The sequence below is a fragment of the Mucilaginibacter sp. SMC90 genome (genome assembly GCF_022811725.1).
Taxonomy (GTDB): domain Bacteria; phylum Bacteroidota; class Bacteroidia; order Sphingobacteriales; family Sphingobacteriaceae; genus Mucilaginibacter.
Map to the genome: position 1 here is coordinate 822,740 of NZ_CP094527.1, position 21,101 is coordinate 843,840.

The window sequence follows — 21,101 nt, forward strand, 5'->3', positions numbered from 1 at the left end:
TCCGTTGTTCTCCTTAGATTCTATTTAAAAAATTTATATTTTGCAGTGAACTTAAACAAACAAAAAACCATAAAACTTAAACACTAAACAAAACTATGGATTCTTACACTTCATCTTCCGACATGTCTGCGGGCATGGCTGGGGCTATTTTTGGTGCATTTTTCATCCCGTGCCTTATTATCTGGGTTATTGTGGTGATTGGTAGTTGGAAAGTGTACACCAAAGCAGGCAAACCTGGTTGGGCGTCAATCATTCCAATTTACAACATCATTGTGCTACTTGAGATAATCGGAAAACCAATATGGTGGATTATCATGCTTTTGATCCCTTGTGCCAATATAATTTTTGGTATTTGGATGATTAACCTGTTAAGCAAAAGCTTTGGCAAAAGTGAAGGTTTTACAATTGGTTTGATTATCCTCCCGTTTATTTTTTATCCGGTCCTTGGATTCGGAAGCGCGACCTATTTAGGCCCATCAGCCAAAGAAGCGCAAGGTGCTAAGCCATTTAACCCAAATGATTATCGCGATCCCTTCAATAATCAAAATAACCCACCATCACAAAACTATTAATGTGGTTAAGCAATAAAATGATATCTGCATTCTGCAGCCAGTTTGGTTTTATCCACTGGCTGCAGGGGCATTTATTACCCTGTCCTTTTAAATATCTTACTGGTATTGATTGTCCTGGTTGCGGTTTCCAGCGCTCAGTTATGGCCCTGATCCAGGGTGACTTTCAAAAAAGTTTTATACTCTATCCTCCAGCTATTCCACTAATCCTGTTTTTTTTATATGGCATAGCCGATAGGCTTTTTAAACTTGATAATGAAAAGGCCGTTATAAAGAAAACAGTATTCATGATCAACGGCAGCTTTGTGCTTATCAGCTATTTTTTAAAGATGTGGCACCTATATGGGCATGCGGCTTATTGATACGGCTCAGACATGGCGCTTACATGGCTGTAATCTTTAACAATGGCCTGTAAAAACTGCAGGTCGTTCATGTCTGGCGGTAATGCGGATATTTTTAAATGCTCTTTTAATTTTAGTGCCATATTGTAAACTACTACAGCATTATATGTTTTCATGTAATTATGTATCACATCGGCTATCAGCCTTACATCGTTGTCGTTTAATTCAACTACCTCTTTAAAGGCAGGTTCGTAATCATCATCTGATGGCCTGAATGTTAAGCTGTCAATTTTGGTACGCGGATGTGTTTTTACCATAGCTGTTCCGGCCACAACATCACCTATACGTTGACCATTTTCTGTTACCAATGCGCAAAGCAATGCGCCAAGATTAAGGGTAATGCCGAAATCAACCATCCGCATTAACCATCTTAACAGGTACTGTCCAAAACGCGGGCGACTGCCATTAAGGCTAATTACGCGTATTTTCATAATGCGTTTGCCAACGCTTTGACCATTCAGCAGGGTTTCGCAGGCCAGGTCATAAAATACAAATATCACTGCCATTATAATTCCACATATGATCAGCGCTGTTTCGGGCATTTTACCGACGATCAGAAAAATAAAGATGAAATAAAATGCTATGAAAATTGCATAGTCAATTATTCGGGCAACTATGCGCTCGCCGAGGCCGGCAATCTCATAGTCTATATCAATATTTTGTGTTGTGTGTACGGTTATGGTTTGCATCTTAACAAAGATATATTTGTTAGTGTAAATTATGATTGCATATTAAAGATTTGTGAGTATTTTAACAAAAAATCTAACCCTCCTTTTAAAATGCGTGAAGCGCTGTTTATTAAACAAAACACCGAAAAATGGAAGGCCTATGAAATCAATAAGCCAACCGATCCGGATGAGCTTGCAGCTGCATTTATTGCCATCACTGATGATCTGGCTTACGCTAAAACATTCTTCCCTCAATCAAACACAACCAAATACCTGAACGGGCTTGCATCAACCTTTCACCAGGATATTTACAAAAACCAAAAGGAAAATAGCAACCGGTTTGCCACTTTCTGGCGGTATGAGTTGCCTTTGCTGTTTTTTCAGCACCGGAGGCAGCTATTATATTCACTTATATTTTTTGCTGTTTTTACCTGTATGGGGGTACTTTCGGCCAAATATGATAATCATTTTGTAAGGCTTATCCTTGGCGATGATTATGTGAATATGACTAATGACAACATAGCAAAGGGCGATCCTTTCGGGGTGTATAAAAGCAGTTCTTCGGGGCTGATGTTTTTGCAGATAGCTATTAATAACGTATATGTTGAACTGCGCTTTTTTGTAATGGGCTTGTTTTTTTCGGTGGGCTCGTTATATGCCAGTTTGATGAACGGCGTGATGCTTGGCTCGTTCCAGTATTATTTTTTTAGCAAAGGGCTTGGCATCCAGTCTATATTGGTGATCTGGATCCATGGTACGCTTGAGATGTCATCGTTTATTGTAGCCGGTGGTGCCGGGCTGGTGCTGGGTAACAGTTTGCTGTTTCCCAAAACATATACACGTTTGCAATCATTAAAAAAAGGCGCTCTTGAAGGATTAAAAATTACTGTGGGCCTTATCCCCATCATATTATTGGCGGCTTTTTTTGAAAGCTTTGTAACACGCCATACCGAAATGCCGGTTTGGTTAAGTATTATTATATTAGCCGCATCATTACTGTTTATGATATGGTATGTAATACTATATCCGGCAAAATTGAATAAAAACCTAAACTATACTAATACCGATCATTAAATGAAATATATTATTGAACTGAGGCGGATCCGTGATTTTGGCGAGATAATAAATGACACCTTCACTTTTCTGAAACAGAATTTTAAACCGCTTTTTTCATCATTGTTTGTTATCTGCGGCTTTTTTGTACTGGTTGGAACGGTTACTACAGCATTTTCGCAAATTTCAATTTATGATAGTGCTGCTTCAACCTCATCTGCCGATTACAATAGCGGCCTTAAAGTGGGCTTGGGCATTATTACAAATGGGCTGGTAACCATATTGAGCCAGTTCTTTATTTATTTGACTACACTTTGCTTTGTAGCTGTTTACCTGGAAAAAAAAGGAGAAAAGCCAACCCCGCAAGATGTTTGGAATTATTTTAAGCATTACTTTTTTCGTTCATTAGGATCGGCCTTTTTATTGTTGCTCTTGGCCTGCCTGGGTTTCGTTTTTTGTATTATACCCGGCATTTACCTGGTAACCGTTTTTTACCTGGTGCTCCCCATAATGGTTATGGAAAATGCCAATTTCAATTACTCATTTAATAAATGCTTTAAGCTGATAAAAGATTATTGGTGGACAGTTTTTGGGATCATGTTTGTTTGCTCGCTCATTGTAAGCGTATGCAGCTCTATCGCCACTATACCACTAACGCTTGTTGCTTCATTACGCTTGTTTGTTTCAATGAAATATGTTTCGTGGCCGGTCATGATATTTTTTAGTATGCTGCAAAATATCCTGATGCTTACTTATGCTATCCCAACCATAGCCATAGCACTATGCTACTTTAGCCTTGAGGAAAGAAAAGACGGAACCGGCATCTTAGAACGTATAGAAGCATTTGGCACACATACTGATAAGGCCGACGATCTGCCTGCCGAACAATACTGATTAAGCCATGCCTAAACCGATACTAATCATATTAATGCTATTGTGCTTTGCCCTTGATCCGGCGGCGGCTAAAGTAGGCGGAAAGGCTGTTGCTGTAAAAACAGATAGTGTTTCTAAAAAGAAACCTGCCGTTGTACATATGGATAGCTCAAAGGTTACTGTACGCCGGTTTAATGAAAACGCACTTGACAAATACCGGAGCGATAGCGATTATCAGTACAACGACAAAAGCATAGGAAATGAGCTTTCATTTTGGGATAGGTTTTGGAACTGGTTTTGGCGTAATTTATTTGGCAGCTTAAGCGTAAATCCCGGTCTCGGAGTTTTCTTGAAATACTTCTTTTTAATACTTGCCATAGGTGCGTTGATCTTTTTTGTTATGAAGCTGCTCGGTATGGATATGGGCAACTTGTTGCTTGGTAAGTCGCGTAAAACTCCGCTGGCCTACACCGAATCTGCGGAGAATATCCATGAGATCAATTTTGACGAAGAGATTGAAAAAGCAATTTCAAATCATAATTACCGTTTAGCCGTTCGCCTGCTATACTTGCGGAGTTTGAAACAGCTGAACGACAACGGCCTTATTCAATGGCAGCCAGAAAAAACCAATTCTGCATACGTATATGAGTTAAATAATCCATCTGTAAGGCAGTCATTTGTATCGCTAACCCGGCAGTTTGAATATGTATGGTATGGTGGGTTTAACATTGACGGCGCCGCTTTCGGTAATATTAACCAGTTGTTTCAAAACTTTAAAAAACAGCTGTTATGAAAGACCTCAAGATCTATTTTATAATAGCCACAACGTTGTTTGCCGTTTATGTAATAGCAAACATGAACAAACCCAAAGAGGTTAACTGGACACCCACGTTTAGCAATACCGACAAAATTCCATACGGTACGCAAGTACTTTATGAACGCGTCCGGGATATCTTTCCTGGTGCTGTGGTCAAACCTAAACGCCAGGCCATCTACAACGTTATTACCGAAGATTCCATCAAAGGGTCATCATACATTATCATAGCTGCCAGCCTTAATATTACCAAACCCGATTTTAAACAGCTTAAAAATTATATCACTGCCGGCAATGATGTTTTTATAGCTGCGGGATTTTTAGGGGCCGATTTTGAAAAGGAACTCAAAATAAGTATCACTAATAAATTTATGGTTAATGGTAACGATCATACATTGATACACTTTGTAAACCCGGCCCTGTCGCCCGAAGTGAATTACTTTGTTGATAAAGGTGTTACTGCCGGATATTTTGCAAAATTTGATACGGCCAGGGCTGTAGTTATAGGCGAAACCGATGATCACAAAGCCAACTTACTGAAATACCCTATTGGAAAAGGTAACCTGTATTTAACGCCAAACCCGGGCATGTTTACCAATTACAGTCTGCTGAAACCGCAGGGAGCGGAATGGGCCTCCACAGCACTGTCTATGGTAAAGAAAACACCTGAAATAGTTTGGGACGAATATTATACCCAGGGCACCGGCGAGGATGACTCGCCAATGAGGGTTTTTCTGGGCAATGCGCAGTTAAAGGCTGCTTACTACCTTGCCTTGTTTAGCCTGCTGATATTTGTACTGTATGAAGTAAAACGGCGTCAACGAATTATTCCCGTTATTAAACCGCTTGAAAACTCAACCGTTGACTTTGTTAACGTAGTAGGGCAGGTGTACTATGAGCGAAGGGACAATATCAACATTGCGAGGAAAAAAATACAATACTTCTGGGCCTTTGCCCGTGAAACTTACAGGCTAAAAGCTAACCGCCCCGGTCCTGAGTTTGTAGAAGAACTGGTTAACCGTACCGGCGTAACTGAAGATATTGCCCGTGGACTATCCGGCGCTTTTATTTTTATCAGCACCCATGACATTGTAACCGATCAAGAGCTTATCAGGCTCAACCAACTTATTGAACAATTTTATATCCAATCCAGGTAAATATGGAAAACGAATTTTTTGAACAACGCACCGATCTCAGTAAGCTAAACACCGCCGTTGAGCAAATAAAAGCTACACTGGCAACCATCATAGTAGGTCAGCATGATTCAATCGATCTGCTTATTGCAGGGATCCTGGCCGATGGGCATATCCTTATTGAGGGCGTACCGGGCGTGGCTAAAACACTTACAGCAAAGCTTATTGCTAAAACTATAGATGCCCGGTATTCACGCATCCAGTTCACGCCAGATCTAATGCCGTCGGATATTTTGGGTACATCGGTTTTCAATCCAAAAACAACCGAATTTGAATTTAAGCAGGGACCGATATTCGGTAATATTATCCTGATAGATGAGATCAACCGTGCACCGGCAAAAACCCAGTCGGCCTTGTTTGAGGTAATGGAAGAGCGGCAGCTTACCATCGACGGGCACCGCTATAAGATGGAAGAGCCTTTCACCGTTTTTGCAACGCAGAACCCGGTTGAGCAGGAAGGTACCTACCGTTTGCCAGAAGCGCAGCTTGACAGGTTTTTGTTTAAGATAGAAGTAAAATATCCAACGCTTGAAGAAGAAATAACTATCCTGAGTCGCCAGCATCAGCAAAAAACTACCGATCAGCTTAGTCTGATCAAACCATTGCTGGCAGCGGCCGATATTAATGATTTACGCCGGCAGGTGAGGGCTTTACATGTTGAAGATAAAATATTGGAGTTTACAGCGAAGATCATCCACGAAACACGCAACAGCAAATCACTGCAGCTGGGTGGTTCACCACGGGCGTCGCTGGCTATTGTAAATGGTGCCAAGGCGCTTGCAGCTACAAGGGGCCGTGATTTTGTAACGCCCGATGATATTATTTACGTTGCTGCGCCTGTATTGCGCCACCGCATTATGTTAACGCCCGATAAGGAGATGGAAGGTGTAACGCCCGATGAGGTAATAACCCAGATAATACAAAAAATTGAAGTGCCACGATAGTAAAGCGCGTGAAAAAGCTATTCGGATTATTATATACCAACCTGTTTTTAACTAACCGTTTATTCGGGGCGGTGGCAGCCTGTGTGGTATTATATTTACTTTCTTTTTTCTTTCCGTGGCTGGGTATTGTGCCTGATGTGGCTTTTTATGCTTTGTTATTATTGGTATTTGCCGATCTGTTTATACTATACCGTATATCCGAAGGTGTATTTGCCAAACGCCTCGCTCCCGAACGGCTGAGCAATAGTGATGAAAATGAATTAAGCATTTATATCGAAAACCGTTATGGTTTCAGGATAAACGCGGGTATTATTGACGAGATCCCTGCGCAGTTTCAGAAACGTGATGTTTGGTTTGCCACAACACTTGCACCTGGCGAGCGTAAACAGATCAATTACATGCTGAGGCCTACGCGCAGGGGCGAGTATGAGTTTGGGTTTATCCGCGTGTTTGTACGTTCGGCCATTGGCCTGGTATCTAAACGATATAATTTTGAGCAGTTGGAAATATTGCCAGTTTATCCTTCGTTTCTGCAAATGCGCAAATATGAACTGATGGCCATTTCAAACCGGCTTACCGAGATAGGTATTAAAAAGATCAGGAGGATTGGCCACAGCATGGAGTTTGAACAGGTAAAATCCTATGTTCCGGGCGACGACTACCGTACTATAAACTGGAAAGCTACAGCACGGCGGGGCGACCTGATGGTGAACTCCTATACCGACGAAAAATCACAGCACGTTTATTGTATCATTGATAAATCAAGGGCAATGCGGATGCCTTTTGAAGGACTGAGCCTGCTGGATTACGCCATTAACGCAAGTCTTGTACTTTCAAACGTAGCCTTGCTTAAAGAAGATAAAGCCGGGCTGATCACCGTTGGGGAAAAGATAGGTTCAGTAGTACCTGCTGATAAGAACTATGCTCAGATCAACAAGATAATGGAGGTTTTGTACAAGGAGAAAACCCGTTACCTGGAGACCAACATGGAGGCACTTTATACTACTACGCGCAGGGTATTAAAGCAACGCAGCTTGGTGGTGTTTTTTACCAACTATGAAAGCCTCCCTGCATTGCAGCGACAGCTGCCGTTTTTACGGCGTATAGCTAAATTTCATTTACTATTGGTGGTTTTCTTTGAAAATACCGAGTTAAAAACCCTGGGCGAACAGCCAGCCAAAGATGTTGAAGGCATCTACATCAAAACCATCGCCGAAAAGTTTGCTTATGATAAAAAGCTCATGGTAAAAGAACTGGCCAGCTACGGCATCCAGTCGATATTGACAGCACCGCAAAATCTTACTATCAATACGGTAAACCGTTACCTGGAAATAAAAGCTAAGCAAAAGTTATAAAATATGACAGGCCTGTTGTATCCTTTAATGAAGCTCGTTTCTTTATTAGTAAAAAAAGGTAACGATTATATATTTAAGGAAAACGATTATAGGCCGGCTGATCCAATTGATAGTATTCCTAAATCGCCACCATCAGATTTTATATTGTTAGCCATTAAGGCATTCATTGAGTCAGGAAAAAGTGTCGAAGAGGTTAAAACCATGCTTCATGAGTTGAATGTACCCGATGATAAAACTGATTTGGTAGTTAATATAGCTGAAAAAGTTTATAAAGACTGGTGTGATCGGAAGCAAAAAGCGAATAGCAGGAGTGTAGGGATTTTATCGACAACAAAATCAGTAAATATTCAAGAACTTCCTGATGATATAATTGCTTCGCCCGTTATCGTGCATTTAAAACCGAGGGAGCAGTATATCGACTTTTTTATTGCGCTTATAGGTAAAGAAACATATCGGAATAAAGCAACTGAAGAATTACTTTACTTGATGATTACTTATGCAACATTTTTATCACCAGTTAAGCTTAATAGCATCGCACAAATTTACCAAGTGGCATTTAATGGTTTTGGTGGGGCACATAGTGCTATAAAATTGAGAGTAATTAAAGTAAATGACCAACGAGAAAACTTTTTCCCCTACCTGACTACTAAAACCTCTGCACCTTTTAAAACAAACGAAGTGTTTGAATGGGAAAACAACAGCGGTTTTAATACAGAAGCAGAAATTAGAGGAACGAGGAATGATAAGGTTGCGTTAAGCTTCTTTGCAACTGATTATGCTGTCAACAGAGAAAAATATCTTAATAAGGCTGAAATTAATATCCGAATTTCTGCGTTTGCTTTGTATATCTACGAGTTTAAAGGCCAAGATAATACTTCATCGTCAAACACCGCTTCTGTTGTTATTCCTAATCTGAAGAATTCGGGAAAACAGAGCATGTATAATTTTACAGGGACTGTCTTAAATATGAGCACGTCTTCTATATCTTTAAAATCTACCAGTTATGTTTTAACTGTTAGATTATTTAAGAATACCGATGGCCAAAATCCAACTACTATAGAAGTATTCGTAAATACCGAAAACATTAAGTCGGGACGTATGAGAAAAAATATTGTAGTAAAAGGCACGCTTTGGCTTCAGGGCGAAATAGCTGATTAATCAAAATCCCGGCTTCGGAAAATTAACACCACCCTTTGCAAGCTCTTTTAACATTTGTTCCTGCAGGTTTATCTTGGCGTTAAGGAAACTGGCAGGCTCAACCCAAACATTAATGGTGAACCTCACACAATCGTTATCCAGGCTGATAACGCCTACGCGTGCGGCCGGATCATGCAGGATATCTTTATTGGCATTAACTACCTGGGTCATGATAGCCTTTACCTTTTCCATATCGTTGTTATAGCCTACGCGCATTTCAAAATCAAGGCGGCGGCGGCCCTCGCGGGTTATGTTTACGATAACCTCGTTAAACAGCTTTCCGTTGGGTATAATGACGGTTTTGTTATCGGCAGTAATAAGTACGGTATAAAACATTTGTATAGATACCACCCGGCCATCCTGGCCCTGGGCTACAATACTGTCATCAAGCTCGAATGGTTTTAGTAGGAGGATCAGTACACCACCTGCAAAGTTTTGAAAAGTACCGGATAAGGCTAAACCTGCTGCCACCGAAAATGCACCGATGATTGTGGTGAAAATGGTCATTTCCCAGCCTATGATGTTCATTACCCATATCACGAGCAATACATATAAGGCTGTAATGGTAAGACTCAAAAAAAAGGGTTGCAGCGATGAGTGTATCCCGCGCCTAACCATACGCGTACGCAAACGGTTACGCAACCATTTGATAAACCAAATACCAATAAAAAATATGATTATTCCACCTAAATAATTGGGGCCGCGGGTTATAAGCCAATGGTGGAACTGCGTGTAAAATTCGTCCAGTTTCATAACTGGGCGCAAAGTTAATAATTATCTATTAACTGTACAGGGAAACGAAGAGCTCGGGGCCCTTGAATAACACCCAGTCAACCAAGGTGCTTTGGATTTGCTTCGTTTTTTGAGATAGACGTTTCATAACCTGTATTATTCAAATCCTGTGCCTGTTTAGGGCTGTATCAGATTTGTTATGCAAATTTAGGTTTTAAATAAGGTGCATAGTCCAAAAATTAATCAAATGATTAATAAATGACTGTTGCTTTACCTTAGCGTGACTATAGCAACCTGTTTAAAAGCACAAAACCCTGTATGCTTTTGCATACAGGGTTTTGAATAGTATATATTTCCGTACACCCCTTTAGGGGGCCGGGATGTGATATTACATCATACCGCCCATACCGCCACCCATTGGTGGAGCACCAGCTGGAGCATCTTCAGGATCGTCGGCCAATACAACTTCTGTTGTTAACAACATAGCTGCAATTGAAGCTGCGTTTTCTAAAGCTACACGACCTACTTTAGTTGGGTCGATAACACCTGCAGCAATCAGGTTTTCGTATTTATCGGTACGTGCATTATAACCAAAGTCGGCAGTGCCTTCTTTAACTTTTTGCACAACGATTGAACCTTCGATACCTGCGTTTTCGCAGATCTGACGTAAAGGCTCTTCGATAGCGCGACGGATGATCTGGATACCAGTGTTTTCGTCTTCGTTATCACCTTTAAGGTCAGTTAAAGAAGCAACCGCACGGATGAAAGCAACACCACCACCTGCTACGATACCTTCTTCAACAGCGGCACGTGTAGCGTGTAAAGCATCGTCAACACGGTCTTTTTTCTCTTTCATTTCAACTTCGGTAGCAGCACCAACGTAAAGTACAGCAACACCGCCAGATAATTTGGCTAAACGCTCTTGTAATTTTTCGCGGTCGTAATCAGAAGTTGTTGATTCGATCTGTGATTTGATCTGGCTTACGCGACCTTTGATCTCTTCTGCAGAACCTGAACCATTGATGATAGTAGTATTATCTTTGTCGATAACGATTTTCTCAGCAGTACCTAAGTAGCTAAGGTCAGCGTTCTCTAATTTGTAACCTCTTTCTTCAGAGATCAAAGTACCACCAGTAAGGATAGCAATATCCTCTAACATAGCTTTACGACGATCACCAAAGCCTGGAGCTTTAACAGCAGCAACTTTCAGTGAACCGCGGATCTTGTTAACTACCAAAGTAGCTAAAGCTTCGCCGTCAAGATCTTCAGCAATGATCAATAATGGTTTACCAGTTTGTACTTGTTTTTCAAGGATAGGAAGCAATTCTTTCATCGAAGAGATCTTTTTGTCGTAGATCAGGATGAAAGGATTTTCTAATTCAGCTTCCATTTTGTCAGCATTGGTTACGAAGTATGGAGAAAGGTAACCACGGTCAAACTGCATACCTTCTACAGTTTTAACTTCAGTTTCGGTACCTTTTGCTTCTTCAACAGTGATAACACCGTCTTTACCAACTTTTTCCATTGCTTCGGCAATTAACGAACCGATAACCTCGTCGTTATTTGCAGAGATAGAAGCAACTTGTTTTATTTTGTTATTGTCTTCGCCAACAGTTTGTGACTGAGTTTTCAGGTTTTCAACAACAGCAGCAACAGCTTTGTCAATACCGCGTTTCAAATCCATTGGGTTTGCACCGGCAGCTACGTTTTTAATACCTGCAGTTACAATAGCCTGAGCTAAAACGGTAGCAGTAGTAGTACCATCACCTGCAATATCGGCAGTTTTTGAAGCTACTTCTTTAACCATTTGTGCACCCATGTTTTCAAGGGCATCTTTTAATTCAATTTCTTTAGCAACAGTAACACCGTCTTTAGTGATGGCTGGTGAGCCAAATTTTTTGTCGATGATTACGTTACGGCCTTTAGGGCCTAAGGTTACTTTTACTGCGTTAGCAAGGATATCAACACCGCGTTTTAAGGCGTCGCGTGCTTCAACATTGTATTTAACTTGTTTTGCCATTTTGTTTTTAAGATTTGAGATCTGAGATTTGAGATGTGAGAAAACTCCATTTCAAATTCAAATCGTTTAATTTTTTTTTAGTTTTCGAGATAAGGATTTAAGAGCACTTTTGTCTCAAATCTCATATCTAACATCTCATGTCTAAATTAAAGAACTGCGTAAATGTCTGATTCACGCATGATTAAGTACTCCTTACCTTCGTAGGTAATTTCAGTACCAGCATACTTACCATATAAAACCTGATCACCAACTTGTACGGTTAAAGGCTCATCAACTTTTCCCTGTCCTACAGCAACGATAGTTCCACGCTGAGGTTTTTCTTTAGCAGTATCAGGAATGAAGATACCTGAAGCGGTTTTCTCTTCGGCTGCTGCAGCTTCTACTACAACCCTATCGCCGATAGGCTTAATGTTTAATGACATAGTTATAACTGTTTTATTTTATTTAAGTTTTCAGCCCGATACGCAACATCAATTATGCCAAGTGGGGATTATGGCAAGTATTGACAGGTTAAACTGTTTTAATGTCAGCAAAAGGTTATTCGCATTTTGCGGCTTAACAATTTTTTAACCCAATGGTGTCAGGATGTCAGTATGATTTAAGGATGACGATCCCGATTTTCAGGTTGTTTCCTTACTTTCGAATTGCTGTTGCTTTTTAGCTGAGAAACTTGTTGCCGCATTTGTTCTAAAGAAAGTTTAGGTTTTTTGGAGATGGCCTGTTCGGCCAATTCGTTCATTTCTGAAAATGATATATTGTAATTCATCTTTAATGTATTTCATTCATGATCGATCAACAAATATGCTATTTATTGATCGATATAAGATGAAGGGCAAGTTTAATGGAGTTCATGGCCGTTGACTTCAGTCAACGGAATAATAACAAACAACAAAAGGGCTTTAGCCAAAATGTCGCATGAAGAGTTGGGCTAAAGCCCAGTTGTTGTTTATAACCGTTGACTGAAGTCAACGGCAATAAAGAATATTTCGATTTTTTGACAGCTTTCTTAAGCCGTCTTTCTCACCGCAGATAATTTTTTCAATTCATCCTTAGCCTTTGCAAACCAGATCTTATTGCTTTTACGTTCAACAGGGCTGAGGTGCGCCTGTTCATTAAGCATATCGGTGAAAATTTGCCAGGCATCCTCATCGCGGCCGGCGCGGGCAAGGAATAAGCCGTATTCATAGCGGGGTTCAAAATATGAGTAGCGCCCCTTCATTAATTTAAATTCATTTTCGGCCTGCTCTGCCTGGTAAGTAAACTCAAGCGATTTGGCATAAAGGATATGCGCTTTTGAGCGGGCAAATTGGGGCAGCTTATAAAGCTTTTTGGCAATGGGGATCACCTCGCTATACTGGCCTTTTTCAAAATAAGCTACAATTAACTGGGCCATTACATGCTCGTTTTCAGCAAAGGCACCGGTAAGGCTGTTTTTGTAGATCTCAAGTGCTTTATCGGTAAGACCGGCTTCAAGATAGGCATCTGCCAATTTTACACGATTGGCAAAAGTATCGGTAAACCTCACCTCGTCTTCAAGCCGTTTGATTTTAGCTCCGGGGTTTATAACGGCTTCAACATTTATTTTAGGTGCACGGATACCGTGGTTAGAGAGTATTTCACTGTATATATAGTACAGGCTGCCAAATACGGGTATGATTAAAAGTATCCACAGCCATTTTTGCTGGGTACCGCGCCGAAAGCTATGTATAACACAAAAGCCCTCTAATATCAAAATAAGATAGTAATAATTGCCGCCACCGAAGTACATGCCTGTTTATGATATAAGATTTAGTAATACCCAAAAATAACCAAAATGCGGCTGCAAACAAGGGTGTTTATAGCTGTTAGGAGATTTTTTGCTAACAGCCTGAATGTAGATATGCTGATACTGATATTTTTTGGTAGCTGAATTGAAATAAAAAAGCCGCCGGTTATTTGCACCGGCGGCTTAATATTAAAACAACCCTAACTGTCCCTGATCGTCCATGTCAATATCATCCGGATTGGTGATCTCGAAGTCGATCTTTTTTGGTGGTTTTGGCGATTCTTCAGATTGATCGGGTGATTCCGTTTGCGCATCTCCCGGAGAAACTATCGGCTCATCTTCATTTACCGCTGTCGATACTGGAACGGGCTCTTCAGTGGTATCGGTTTCGGTAGTTTCCGGCTCCTCGTTAGCTCCATCGCTAATCAGCTCAACTGATTTTACCGGGTGCTGTGAAAGCCGGTTGCCCATAGCTTTCATGCCTTTCACGTCAATAACATCTGCTAAATTCAGTTCAAGGGTTTCGGGCGTTTGGTCCTTGCCTTTAAGGTGTGTCATACTTATTATCGGCGCGGTATGACCAATCAGCACCATTTTTGAGCCGGCTTCTTCGCTAATAAGGCTTACTTGCTTACCAACCGCTATGTTTTCAAAAGCGAAACGTTTAACCAGATAGTTTTTGGATTTGCCTTCAATGTGCACCATTGAAAAAACTGCCTGTGGATCATATTTTTCAATAATGATCATCTTATCATCAAAGTGGTTATTGAGGTCAAAGCTGCTTAGTTCATAAACGCCGTTATTGAGTACGGTAAGTATACGGTCGTCGCCATCAAACTCGCCCAGGTATTTGCCGCGGCTGTCGGCATTCAGGCGTTTCAGTATATCATCATACCAGATCTTGCGGCCCGCCAATGTTGATACGCCCTTGCTTTTCAGGATTATCTTTTTAACCGGGTATTTGGTGATGATATTACCCATCGAACCGCGGCCTTTAATAGCTATAGAAGCAAAGTCCTCATCAAACTGCAGTTTTTTAAGTTTAGAATGAGGTTTAAGCTGTACGTTCACTACCTCGGCCTCGCCATTAGGGTTGGCAGTAAAGTACAATACTTTTGAGCCCTTGGTACCCTTGGTCAGGTCATATTCCTTATCGCGGGTTACGCCCACTACCGAGAAGCGTTTGATATAACTGATGCCGCTTTCGCCATCCTTATATATCATGTTATAAACGGTACGCTCATCATTCTTTTTAAATACGGCAACATGGATAATGTCTTTACCGACAAAAACCTTGTCCTGCACTTTGGTGATCATGCAGCGGCCATCGCCCCTGAAAACAATGATCTCATCAATATCCGAGCAATCGCCAACGTACTCAACCGAATCATCTTTTTTCAGTCCGGAGCCGATAAATCCGTCGGCCCGGTTAACGTATAGTTTGATATTAGCTAATGCTACCTGTGCGGCTTCAACCTTATCAAAGGTGCGCAGTTCGGTTTTGCGTTCGCGGTCCTTACCGTATTTATCCTTCAGTTTTTCAAACCAGGCAATGGTATATTCGGTAAGATGTTTCAGGTGATGTTTAACCTGTTTGATCTCGTTTTCGAGCGCCTTCATTTGTTCATCCGCTTTTTTCACGTCAAAGCGGGTGATGCTGCTCATAGGTTTATCTATCAGCTTTTTATAATCTTCGGGCTGTATAGTGCGGTAAAACTGCGGGAAGAAAGGCTCAAACAAACGGTTCAATACCTCCAGCACTACCTCAAAATTACCCGAGTTTTCGTACTCAGGGTTTTTATACATGCCTTCCTGGATAAAGATCTTAAGCAATGAGCTAAAGAAGATCTTTTCCATCAGGTCTTTCAGTTTGATCTCCAGCTCCTGTTTAAGCAGGTCTTTAGTGAAGAACGTGCTCTCGGTAAGCATATCGTTCACGCTCATAAAGCGCGGCTTATCATCCTGTATTACACAAGTGTTTGGCGATATGGATACTTCGCAATCGGTAAAAGCGTAAAGCGCGTCGATGGTTACATCGGGCGATATGCCTGGGGCCAAGTGAATGATGATCTCTACGTCCTTGGCGGTGTTATCCTCAATTTTTTTGATCTTGATCTTGCCCTTGTCATTGGCCGAGATCACGCTGTCAATCAAGCCACCGGTGGTAGTGGTGAAAGGTATTTCGGTAATAGCCAGCGTTTTTTTATCGCGCTCAATAATTTTAGCCCTTACGCGTACTTTACCGCCACGCTGCCCTTCATTATATAATGAAGCATCGGCCATACCTCCTGTAGGGAAGTCAGGCATCAGGTTAGGGCGCTCGCCTTGCAGCACAGCAATGGAAGCGTCAATTAACTCAATAAAATTATGAGGTAATATTTTGGTAGCCAAACCAACCGCAATACCTTCAGCACCCTGCGCAAGTAGCAAGGGGAACTTTACAGGCAGGGTAATAGGCTCTTTATTACGACCGTCATAACTGGCTTGCCAAACAGTAGTATCCGGATTAAAAACAACATCAAGCGCAAATTTTGATAAGCGCGCTTCAATATAACGGGGGGCCGCTGCCGAGTCGCCTGTTACCGGGTCGCCCCAGTTTCCCTGGCAATCGATCAAAAGGTTTTTCTGACCAATTTGAACCATGGCATCACCAATGGAAGCATCACCATGCGGGTGATATTTCATGGTATTACCAATAACGTTGGCTGCCTTGTTATAGCGCCCGTCGTCCATTTCCTTCAATGAATGCAGTATACGACGTTGTACCGGTTTTAACCCATCGTTAATATGCGGAACTGCCCTGTCAAGAATTACATATGATGCATAATCAAGAAACCAATTTTCATATAACCCATCGAGTGAGGTAATAGTATGTAGTTTTTCTTCATTAGGATTGGGTGTATCGTTTTGATGCAGATCTTCACTCATTATTCAATAAAAACTTTTGGATTGGTAAAGATACGGATTATGTGTTGATGTGTATGATGAGGTATGCCATATTTTAACGGTAGCTTATTTTGTATTTATAACAAAATTGTTACGTTTGGGCGAATTTAACAGGTAACAATTGTAAATTGCAAGCGTAAAACTTATTTGTGCGGCAAATAAATAGTCAACATCACCGTTAATACATGACGGTTAATTTGAGCATTGCAGGATGTTGATTAATTAATTTGTTATTATATTTACCTATGGTGCTTTAACCGGAGATTTTTCACTGGTTACCCCTAAAATGAAAACTATTTTGATGTTAAACCGGCCCTTATTACTTATGGCTTTATCACTGCTGTGTTTTGTAAAAAGCATTGCCCAGATAAGCCCCCGGCCGCTATATGCTCAAAATAATAAGAAACACACTGCTGCAAAAGTAAAACCAAGCTACCCAAAGTCTAAAACATCGGCTACAGATCAGTTTAAAGAGTTTACCAGGCTTTTGGCCCAGGCCAATGTAATTTATACTCCGCCTAAAGGTTTTAAAGAGATACCGGCCCCTGATGATGAAGATTTTTCATTTGACTACGCACTGCAGTTACCAGGACAGGATTTTGAAGTATGGTTTCAGGTAAAATCACAAAAAGAAAATTATACCAGTTATGAGCAGGGGCAGTATGATATTGACAGGGAAACTGAAAATCCCGATTCAATATATATAAACATGAGCAGGGCCCAGGCTATTGCTTTTACCGGCGAAAGGGATAATTTTATCCGGAGTATACCGGTTAATGTTTTAAACAGGTACAAAGCAGATGCCGGCAAATCATACCTGTTAAACCTGCTCGATCTGCCTGCAACCAAGCACTATAAATATGCCCTGCTTATAGCTTTGCAGCGCAACCATACCGGTACTATTATGGCTGTTTGTTTTACCAACGATAAAGGCCCCGAGTTTTTTAAAAATGTGGATAAGGCAAGTAATTGTTTAAAGTTTAAGCCTTAGGGGATAACTAAACTTTACTGTGTCATTTAGAACGAACCGGAGGGGGAGCGCGTTGGGGTGAGGAGAAATCTTCTACACCATAAAAGTTTGGTAGCATGGCGTATAAGATTTCTCTTTCGCGCCACCCCGCAAGCATCACATGCTCTATCGAAATGACATTTTTCTTTTTTTGACTTCCCAAATGTTAATAAGTTGATATCTGGCCCCGGCTAATTAAGCAGGAAGTTTTATTTTTGCAAATAGGCGTATTTTGCGCTGTTTAAAATTTTCTACTTTATATACATGGCAGAACCAGTTAATTACAGTGAAGATAGTATCCGCTCCCTTGATTGGAAGGAGCACATTCGTTTACGTCCCGGTATGTATATTGGTAAACTGGGCGATGGCTCTGCTTATGACGATGGCGTTTACGTATTGCTCAAGGAGATTGTGGATAACTCGATAGATGAGTTTGTAATGGGATCGGGCCGTACCATTGAGGTAAACATGAGCGATCATAAGGTATCCGTTCGTGATTATGGCCGCGGTATCCCTTTAGGTAAAGTAATTGATTGCGTATCTAAAATCAATACTGGCGGTAAATACGATAGCAAGGCCTTTCAAAAATCGGTAGGTTTAAATGGCGTGGGTACCAAGGCGGTTAACGCGCTTTCCAATTCGTTTACCGTACAATCATACCGCGACGGCCGTACCAAACTGGCCGAATTTGCCAAAGGCGAACTTATTAGGGATGAAAGCGAAAAAGATACTACTCAACGCAACGGTACAGCTATCAATTTTATTCCTGATGATACCATTTTCAGGCATTACCGGTTTATCCCGGAGTTTGTTGAAAGTATGATCTGGAATTATGTGTTCCTGAATGCCGGGCTTACCATCAATTTCAATAATCAAAAGTATTTTTCGGAACGTGGCCTTTATGATCTGCTTACGCGTAATACCGATGCCGAGACTTTGCGCTACCCTATCATTCACCTTAAAGGCGAGGATATTGAGATAGCCATGACCCACGGGCAGCAATATGGCGAGGAATATTACTCGTTTGTTAACGGCCAAAACACTACGCAGGGTGGTACGCACCAGGCAGCCTTTCGCGAGGCGGTGGTAAAAACGGTACGTGAGTTTTATAAAAAGGAGTTTGATGCTTCAGATATCCGGGCTTCAATTGTTGCTGCTATTGCCATAAAAGTGCAGGAGCCGGTGTTTGAATCGCAAACCAAAACAAAGCTGGGCTCGCAAAATATTGGTCCGGAGGGGCCATCGGTACGTGGTTTTATCAATGATTTTGTTAAGAAGGAGCTTGATAATTACCTGCACAAAAATAAAGAAGCCGAAGAAGGTTTACTGAAACGCATCCTGCAATCGGAACGTGAGCGTAAGGATATTGCCGGTATAAAAAAGCTGGCTAATGAACGCGCCAAAAAGGCATCGCTCCATAACCGCAAGCTACGCGATTGTAAATTACATTTTGACGATACACACGAACGTAAACAGGATACCACTTTATTCATTACAGAAGGTGACTCGGCCAGCGGATCGATCACTAAATCGCGCGATGTGATGACCCAGGCGGTGTTTAGCTTAAAAGGTAAGCCGCTTAACTGCTTTGGCTTAACCAAAAAAGTGGTATATGAAAACGAAGAATTTAACTTGCTTCAGCACGCCCTGAATATTGAGGACGGTCTTGATGCTTTACGTTATAACAATATTGTAATAGCTACCGATGCCGATGTTGACGGTATGCACATCCGCCTGTTGCTGATGACATTTTTCCTGCAGTTTTTTCCGGATTTGGTGAAAGCCGGTCACGTATCTATCCTGCAAACCCCGCTTTTTAGGGTTCGTAATAAAAAGGAAACCATTTACTGCTACAGTGATGAAGAGCGCCGTAATGCAATAGCTAAATTGGGCAACAAGCCAGAGATAACCAGGTTTAAAGGTTTGGGTGAGATCTCGCCTGATGAATTTGGCTTGTTCATTGGCAAGGATATGCGCCTTGACCCTGTAATATTAAGGGACGCCAACATTAAGGCGCTGCTTGAGTACTTCATGGGCAAAAATACCCCAACGCGCCAAATGCATATCGTAAATAACCTGCGTGTTGAAAAGGATGATGAAACCATCAACCCAACAATAGCTAAAGAAGCTGATGCGGAAGAAGAATTGCCGGTAGCAGTATAAAGAACCATGATTTGCCTTATTAAAGGATTCCCCTGAATTGCGTAGCATAGGGGGAATCCTTTAATAAGGCTTTTTCAGATAATCCAAAAATCAAGGTTAATGTATTCTGGGAAGTTTTGATCATGTATTTTTTTTATCATGTAAATCAAATAATCCTAAAAATCAGGGTTCTTATTGAAAAATTTCCTTATCTTGTTTCCCCCGATTTTTTTAACAGGGGTTGATAACTTATGATAAGTCACGAAATTAAAATAGCCTTTGATGAATATAATTCACTGGCCGATCTCGATAAAGCCGATAGGCAATTGTGCCTCGAAGCACAAAGCGCATTAAAAAATTCACATTCTCCATATTCAAAATTCCGGGTTGGCGCAGCACTTCGCTTACAAAGCGGGAAAATTTTACATGGCAGCAACCAGGAAAACGTTGCATATCCATCAGGCCTATGTGCCGAGCGGGTAGCGCTGTTTAACTGGGGAGCCAACCACCCCGATGATCCTATTGAGGCCATGGCAGTAACTGCTCATTCGGATGATTTTCCGATTATAAAGCCCATTACATCATGCGGCTCATGTTTACAGGTATTAGCTGAATGCGAAAAGAAGCAAAATCAATCAATAAAAATTATATTGCACGCCGAAGATGGCCCGGTATGGATCATCAAAGGCATTGAAAACCAATTGCCGTTTTTATTTTTTGAAGAACGTATAGCTACCCCGTAATGAAACTAAAACTTTTTTTACTCTTTATCGGCCTCGCATTTAGCGCCGGTGTATCGGCTCAGCAGGGCTTCCCGTTTGATAACGAGATCAGGGCGTTTAAACACCAGGATAGCCTGAGTTTTCCAAAACCAGGTGGTATTTTATTTATCGGCAGCTCATCTATCCGCAAGTGGACGGATCTGGAACAGCGCTACGCAGGCAAACCAATCATCAGGAGGGGCGTAGGCGGCTGTGAGTTATGGCAGGTAGCAGATTACTACACGCCATATATCCTGTTCCCTTACAAGCCGCGCAAAATTTTTGTTTACGCCGGCGAAAATGATATAGCAGCAGGCAAATCGGCGCAGGACGTTGCTGCTTCGTTTTCAAAGCTTTGGGAACTGATCCATCAGAAATTACCCAATGCCGAAATATATTTTATGTCAATAAAACCGAGCCCTGTGCGCGCTAAATATTACGATGTTGTTTACGCTGCCAATGAGCTGGTTAAAGGTTATCTGAAGGGAAAACCGAAAAGTTATTATGTTGACCTGGTTCCAGCCATTTATAAACCGGGAACTACCCAGCCCGATTCAAGCTTATTTAATAATGATTACCTGCACCTTAACAGCAAAGGCTATGATAAATGGCAAAAGGTGCTTGATCCGCTGGTGAAATAAAATAAAAAAGGCCCCGCA

General features: G+C 41.3%; 19 protein-coding genes. 13 read left to right on the forward strand and 6 right to left on the reverse strand.

The genetic code is table 11. From position 1 onward, the window contains the following. The first annotated feature begins 95 nt into the window (after positions 1-95). Together MTO98_RS03660 and MTO98_RS03665 are read left to right on the forward strand one after the other, a co-directional pair. On the forward strand, positions 96-572 hold the full coding sequence (locus tag MTO98_RS03660; protein WP_243485275.1) for a DUF5684 domain-containing protein: 477 nt from the start codon (positions 96-98) through the stop codon (positions 570-572). After that, on the forward strand, positions 572-931 hold the full coding sequence (locus MTO98_RS03665) for a DUF2752 domain-containing protein (RefSeq protein WP_243485276.1): 360 nt from the start codon (positions 572-574) through the stop codon (positions 929-931). The genes MTO98_RS03660 and MTO98_RS03665 overlap by 1 nt, the downstream gene beginning before the upstream one ends. On the opposite strand, the gene MTO98_RS03670 is transcribed toward MTO98_RS03665, so the two are convergent. After that, entirely contained in the window at positions 925-1,659 is a 735-nt protein-coding gene (locus MTO98_RS03670; RefSeq protein WP_243485277.1) for an RDD family protein, read from the reverse strand. The two genes, MTO98_RS03665 and MTO98_RS03670, sit on opposite strands and share 7 nt — an antisense overlap. Before the next feature lie 90 nt (positions 1,660-1,749). On the opposite strand from MTO98_RS03670, the gene MTO98_RS03675 reads away from it, so the two are divergent. The 7 genes from MTO98_RS03675 to MTO98_RS03705 are packed head-to-tail and all read left to right on the forward strand — an operon-like array spanning position 1,750 to position 9,028. Beyond that, positions 1,750-2,712 (forward strand): stage II sporulation protein M, encoded by a 963-nt coding sequence (locus MTO98_RS03675; RefSeq protein WP_243485278.1) that lies wholly within the window; start codon positions 1,750-1,752, stop codon positions 2,710-2,712. Next, entirely contained in the window at positions 2,713-3,585 is an 873-nt protein-coding gene (locus MTO98_RS03680) for a hypothetical protein (RefSeq protein ID WP_243485279.1), read from the forward strand. A gap of 7 nt (positions 3,586-3,592) precedes the next feature. Then, positions 3,593-4,357, forward strand: a complete 765-nt coding sequence (locus MTO98_RS03685) for a DUF4129 domain-containing protein (protein ID WP_243485280.1) — start codon at positions 3,593-3,595, stop codon at positions 4,355-4,357. Next, positions 4,354-5,535 carry a DUF4350 domain-containing protein gene (locus MTO98_RS03690; RefSeq protein ID WP_243485281.1) on the forward strand — a complete coding sequence of 394 codons (1,182 nt, stop codon included), beginning with the start codon at positions 4,354-4,356 and terminating at the stop codon, positions 5,533-5,535. The genes MTO98_RS03685 and MTO98_RS03690 overlap by 4 nt, the downstream gene beginning before the upstream one ends. Positions 5,536-5,537: 2 nt before the next feature. Then, entirely contained in the window at positions 5,538-6,515 is a 978-nt protein-coding gene (locus tag MTO98_RS03695; RefSeq protein ID WP_243485282.1) for a MoxR family ATPase, read from the forward strand. An 8-nt stretch (positions 6,516-6,523) separates the two neighbouring features. Continuing rightward, positions 6,524-7,870: a DUF58 domain-containing protein gene (locus tag MTO98_RS03700; protein ID WP_243485283.1), complete on the forward strand. Its 1,347-nt coding sequence runs from the start codon at positions 6,524-6,526 to the stop codon at positions 7,868-7,870. A 3-nt stretch (positions 7,871-7,873) separates the two neighbouring features. Next, on the forward strand, positions 7,874-9,028 hold the full coding sequence (locus MTO98_RS03705; protein ID WP_243485284.1) for a hypothetical protein: 1,155 nt from the start codon (positions 7,874-7,876) through the stop codon (positions 9,026-9,028). Here the strand turns inward: MTO98_RS03705 and MTO98_RS03710 are convergent, their stop codons facing one another. The 5 genes from MTO98_RS03710 to MTO98_RS03730 all read right to left on the reverse strand — a co-directional run bounded on the left by MTO98_RS03710 (position 9,029) and on the right by MTO98_RS03730 (position 16,512). Beyond that, positions 9,029-9,820: a mechanosensitive ion channel family protein gene (locus MTO98_RS03710; RefSeq protein ID WP_243485285.1), complete on the reverse strand. Its 792-nt coding sequence runs from the start codon at positions 9,818-9,820 to the stop codon at positions 9,029-9,031. Between the two features lie 367 nt (positions 9,821-10,187). Next, positions 10,188-11,819 carry a chaperonin GroEL gene (groL, locus tag MTO98_RS03715; protein ID WP_243485286.1) on the reverse strand — a complete coding sequence of 544 codons (1,632 nt, stop codon included), beginning with the start codon at positions 11,817-11,819 and terminating at the stop codon, positions 10,188-10,190. 146 nt (positions 11,820-11,965) lie between these two features. Then, complete coding sequence (groES, locus tag MTO98_RS03720; RefSeq protein ID WP_090530466.1) at positions 11,966-12,241, reverse strand: co-chaperone GroES; 276 nt, start codon at positions 12,239-12,241, stop codon at positions 11,966-11,968. 584 nt (positions 12,242-12,825) lie between these two features. Further along, a complete protein-coding gene (locus tag MTO98_RS03725; RefSeq protein ID WP_243485287.1) occupies positions 12,826-13,587 on the reverse strand; it encodes a hypothetical protein in 762 nt (253 codons plus the stop codon). Between the two features lie 186 nt (positions 13,588-13,773). Next, positions 13,774-16,512 carry a DNA gyrase/topoisomerase IV subunit A gene (locus MTO98_RS03730; RefSeq protein WP_243485288.1) on the reverse strand — a complete coding sequence of 913 codons (2,739 nt, stop codon included), beginning with the start codon at positions 16,510-16,512 and terminating at the stop codon, positions 13,774-13,776. A 343-nt stretch (positions 16,513-16,855) separates the two neighbouring features. Here MTO98_RS03730 and MTO98_RS03735 point away from each other — a divergent pair, with 343 nt between their 5' ends. From MTO98_RS03735 to MTO98_RS03750, 4 genes are all read left to right on the forward strand, one after another. Then, a complete protein-coding gene (locus MTO98_RS03735; RefSeq protein ID WP_243485289.1) occupies positions 16,856-17,521 on the forward strand; it encodes a hypothetical protein in 666 nt (221 codons plus the stop codon). A gap of 282 nt (positions 17,522-17,803) precedes the next feature. Then, positions 17,804-19,702 (forward strand): DNA topoisomerase IV subunit B, encoded by a 1,899-nt coding sequence (locus MTO98_RS03740; protein WP_243485290.1) that lies wholly within the window; start codon positions 17,804-17,806, stop codon positions 19,700-19,702. 230 nt (positions 19,703-19,932) lie between these two features. After that, a complete protein-coding gene (locus tag MTO98_RS03745; protein WP_243485291.1) occupies positions 19,933-20,424 on the forward strand; it encodes a cytidine deaminase in 492 nt (163 codons plus the stop codon). Further along, positions 20,424-21,083: a GDSL-type esterase/lipase family protein gene (locus tag MTO98_RS03750; protein ID WP_243485292.1), complete on the forward strand. Its 660-nt coding sequence runs from the start codon at positions 20,424-20,426 to the stop codon at positions 21,081-21,083. The genes MTO98_RS03745 and MTO98_RS03750 overlap by 1 nt, the downstream gene beginning before the upstream one ends. The last annotated feature ends 18 nt before the right edge of the window (positions 21,084-21,101 follow it).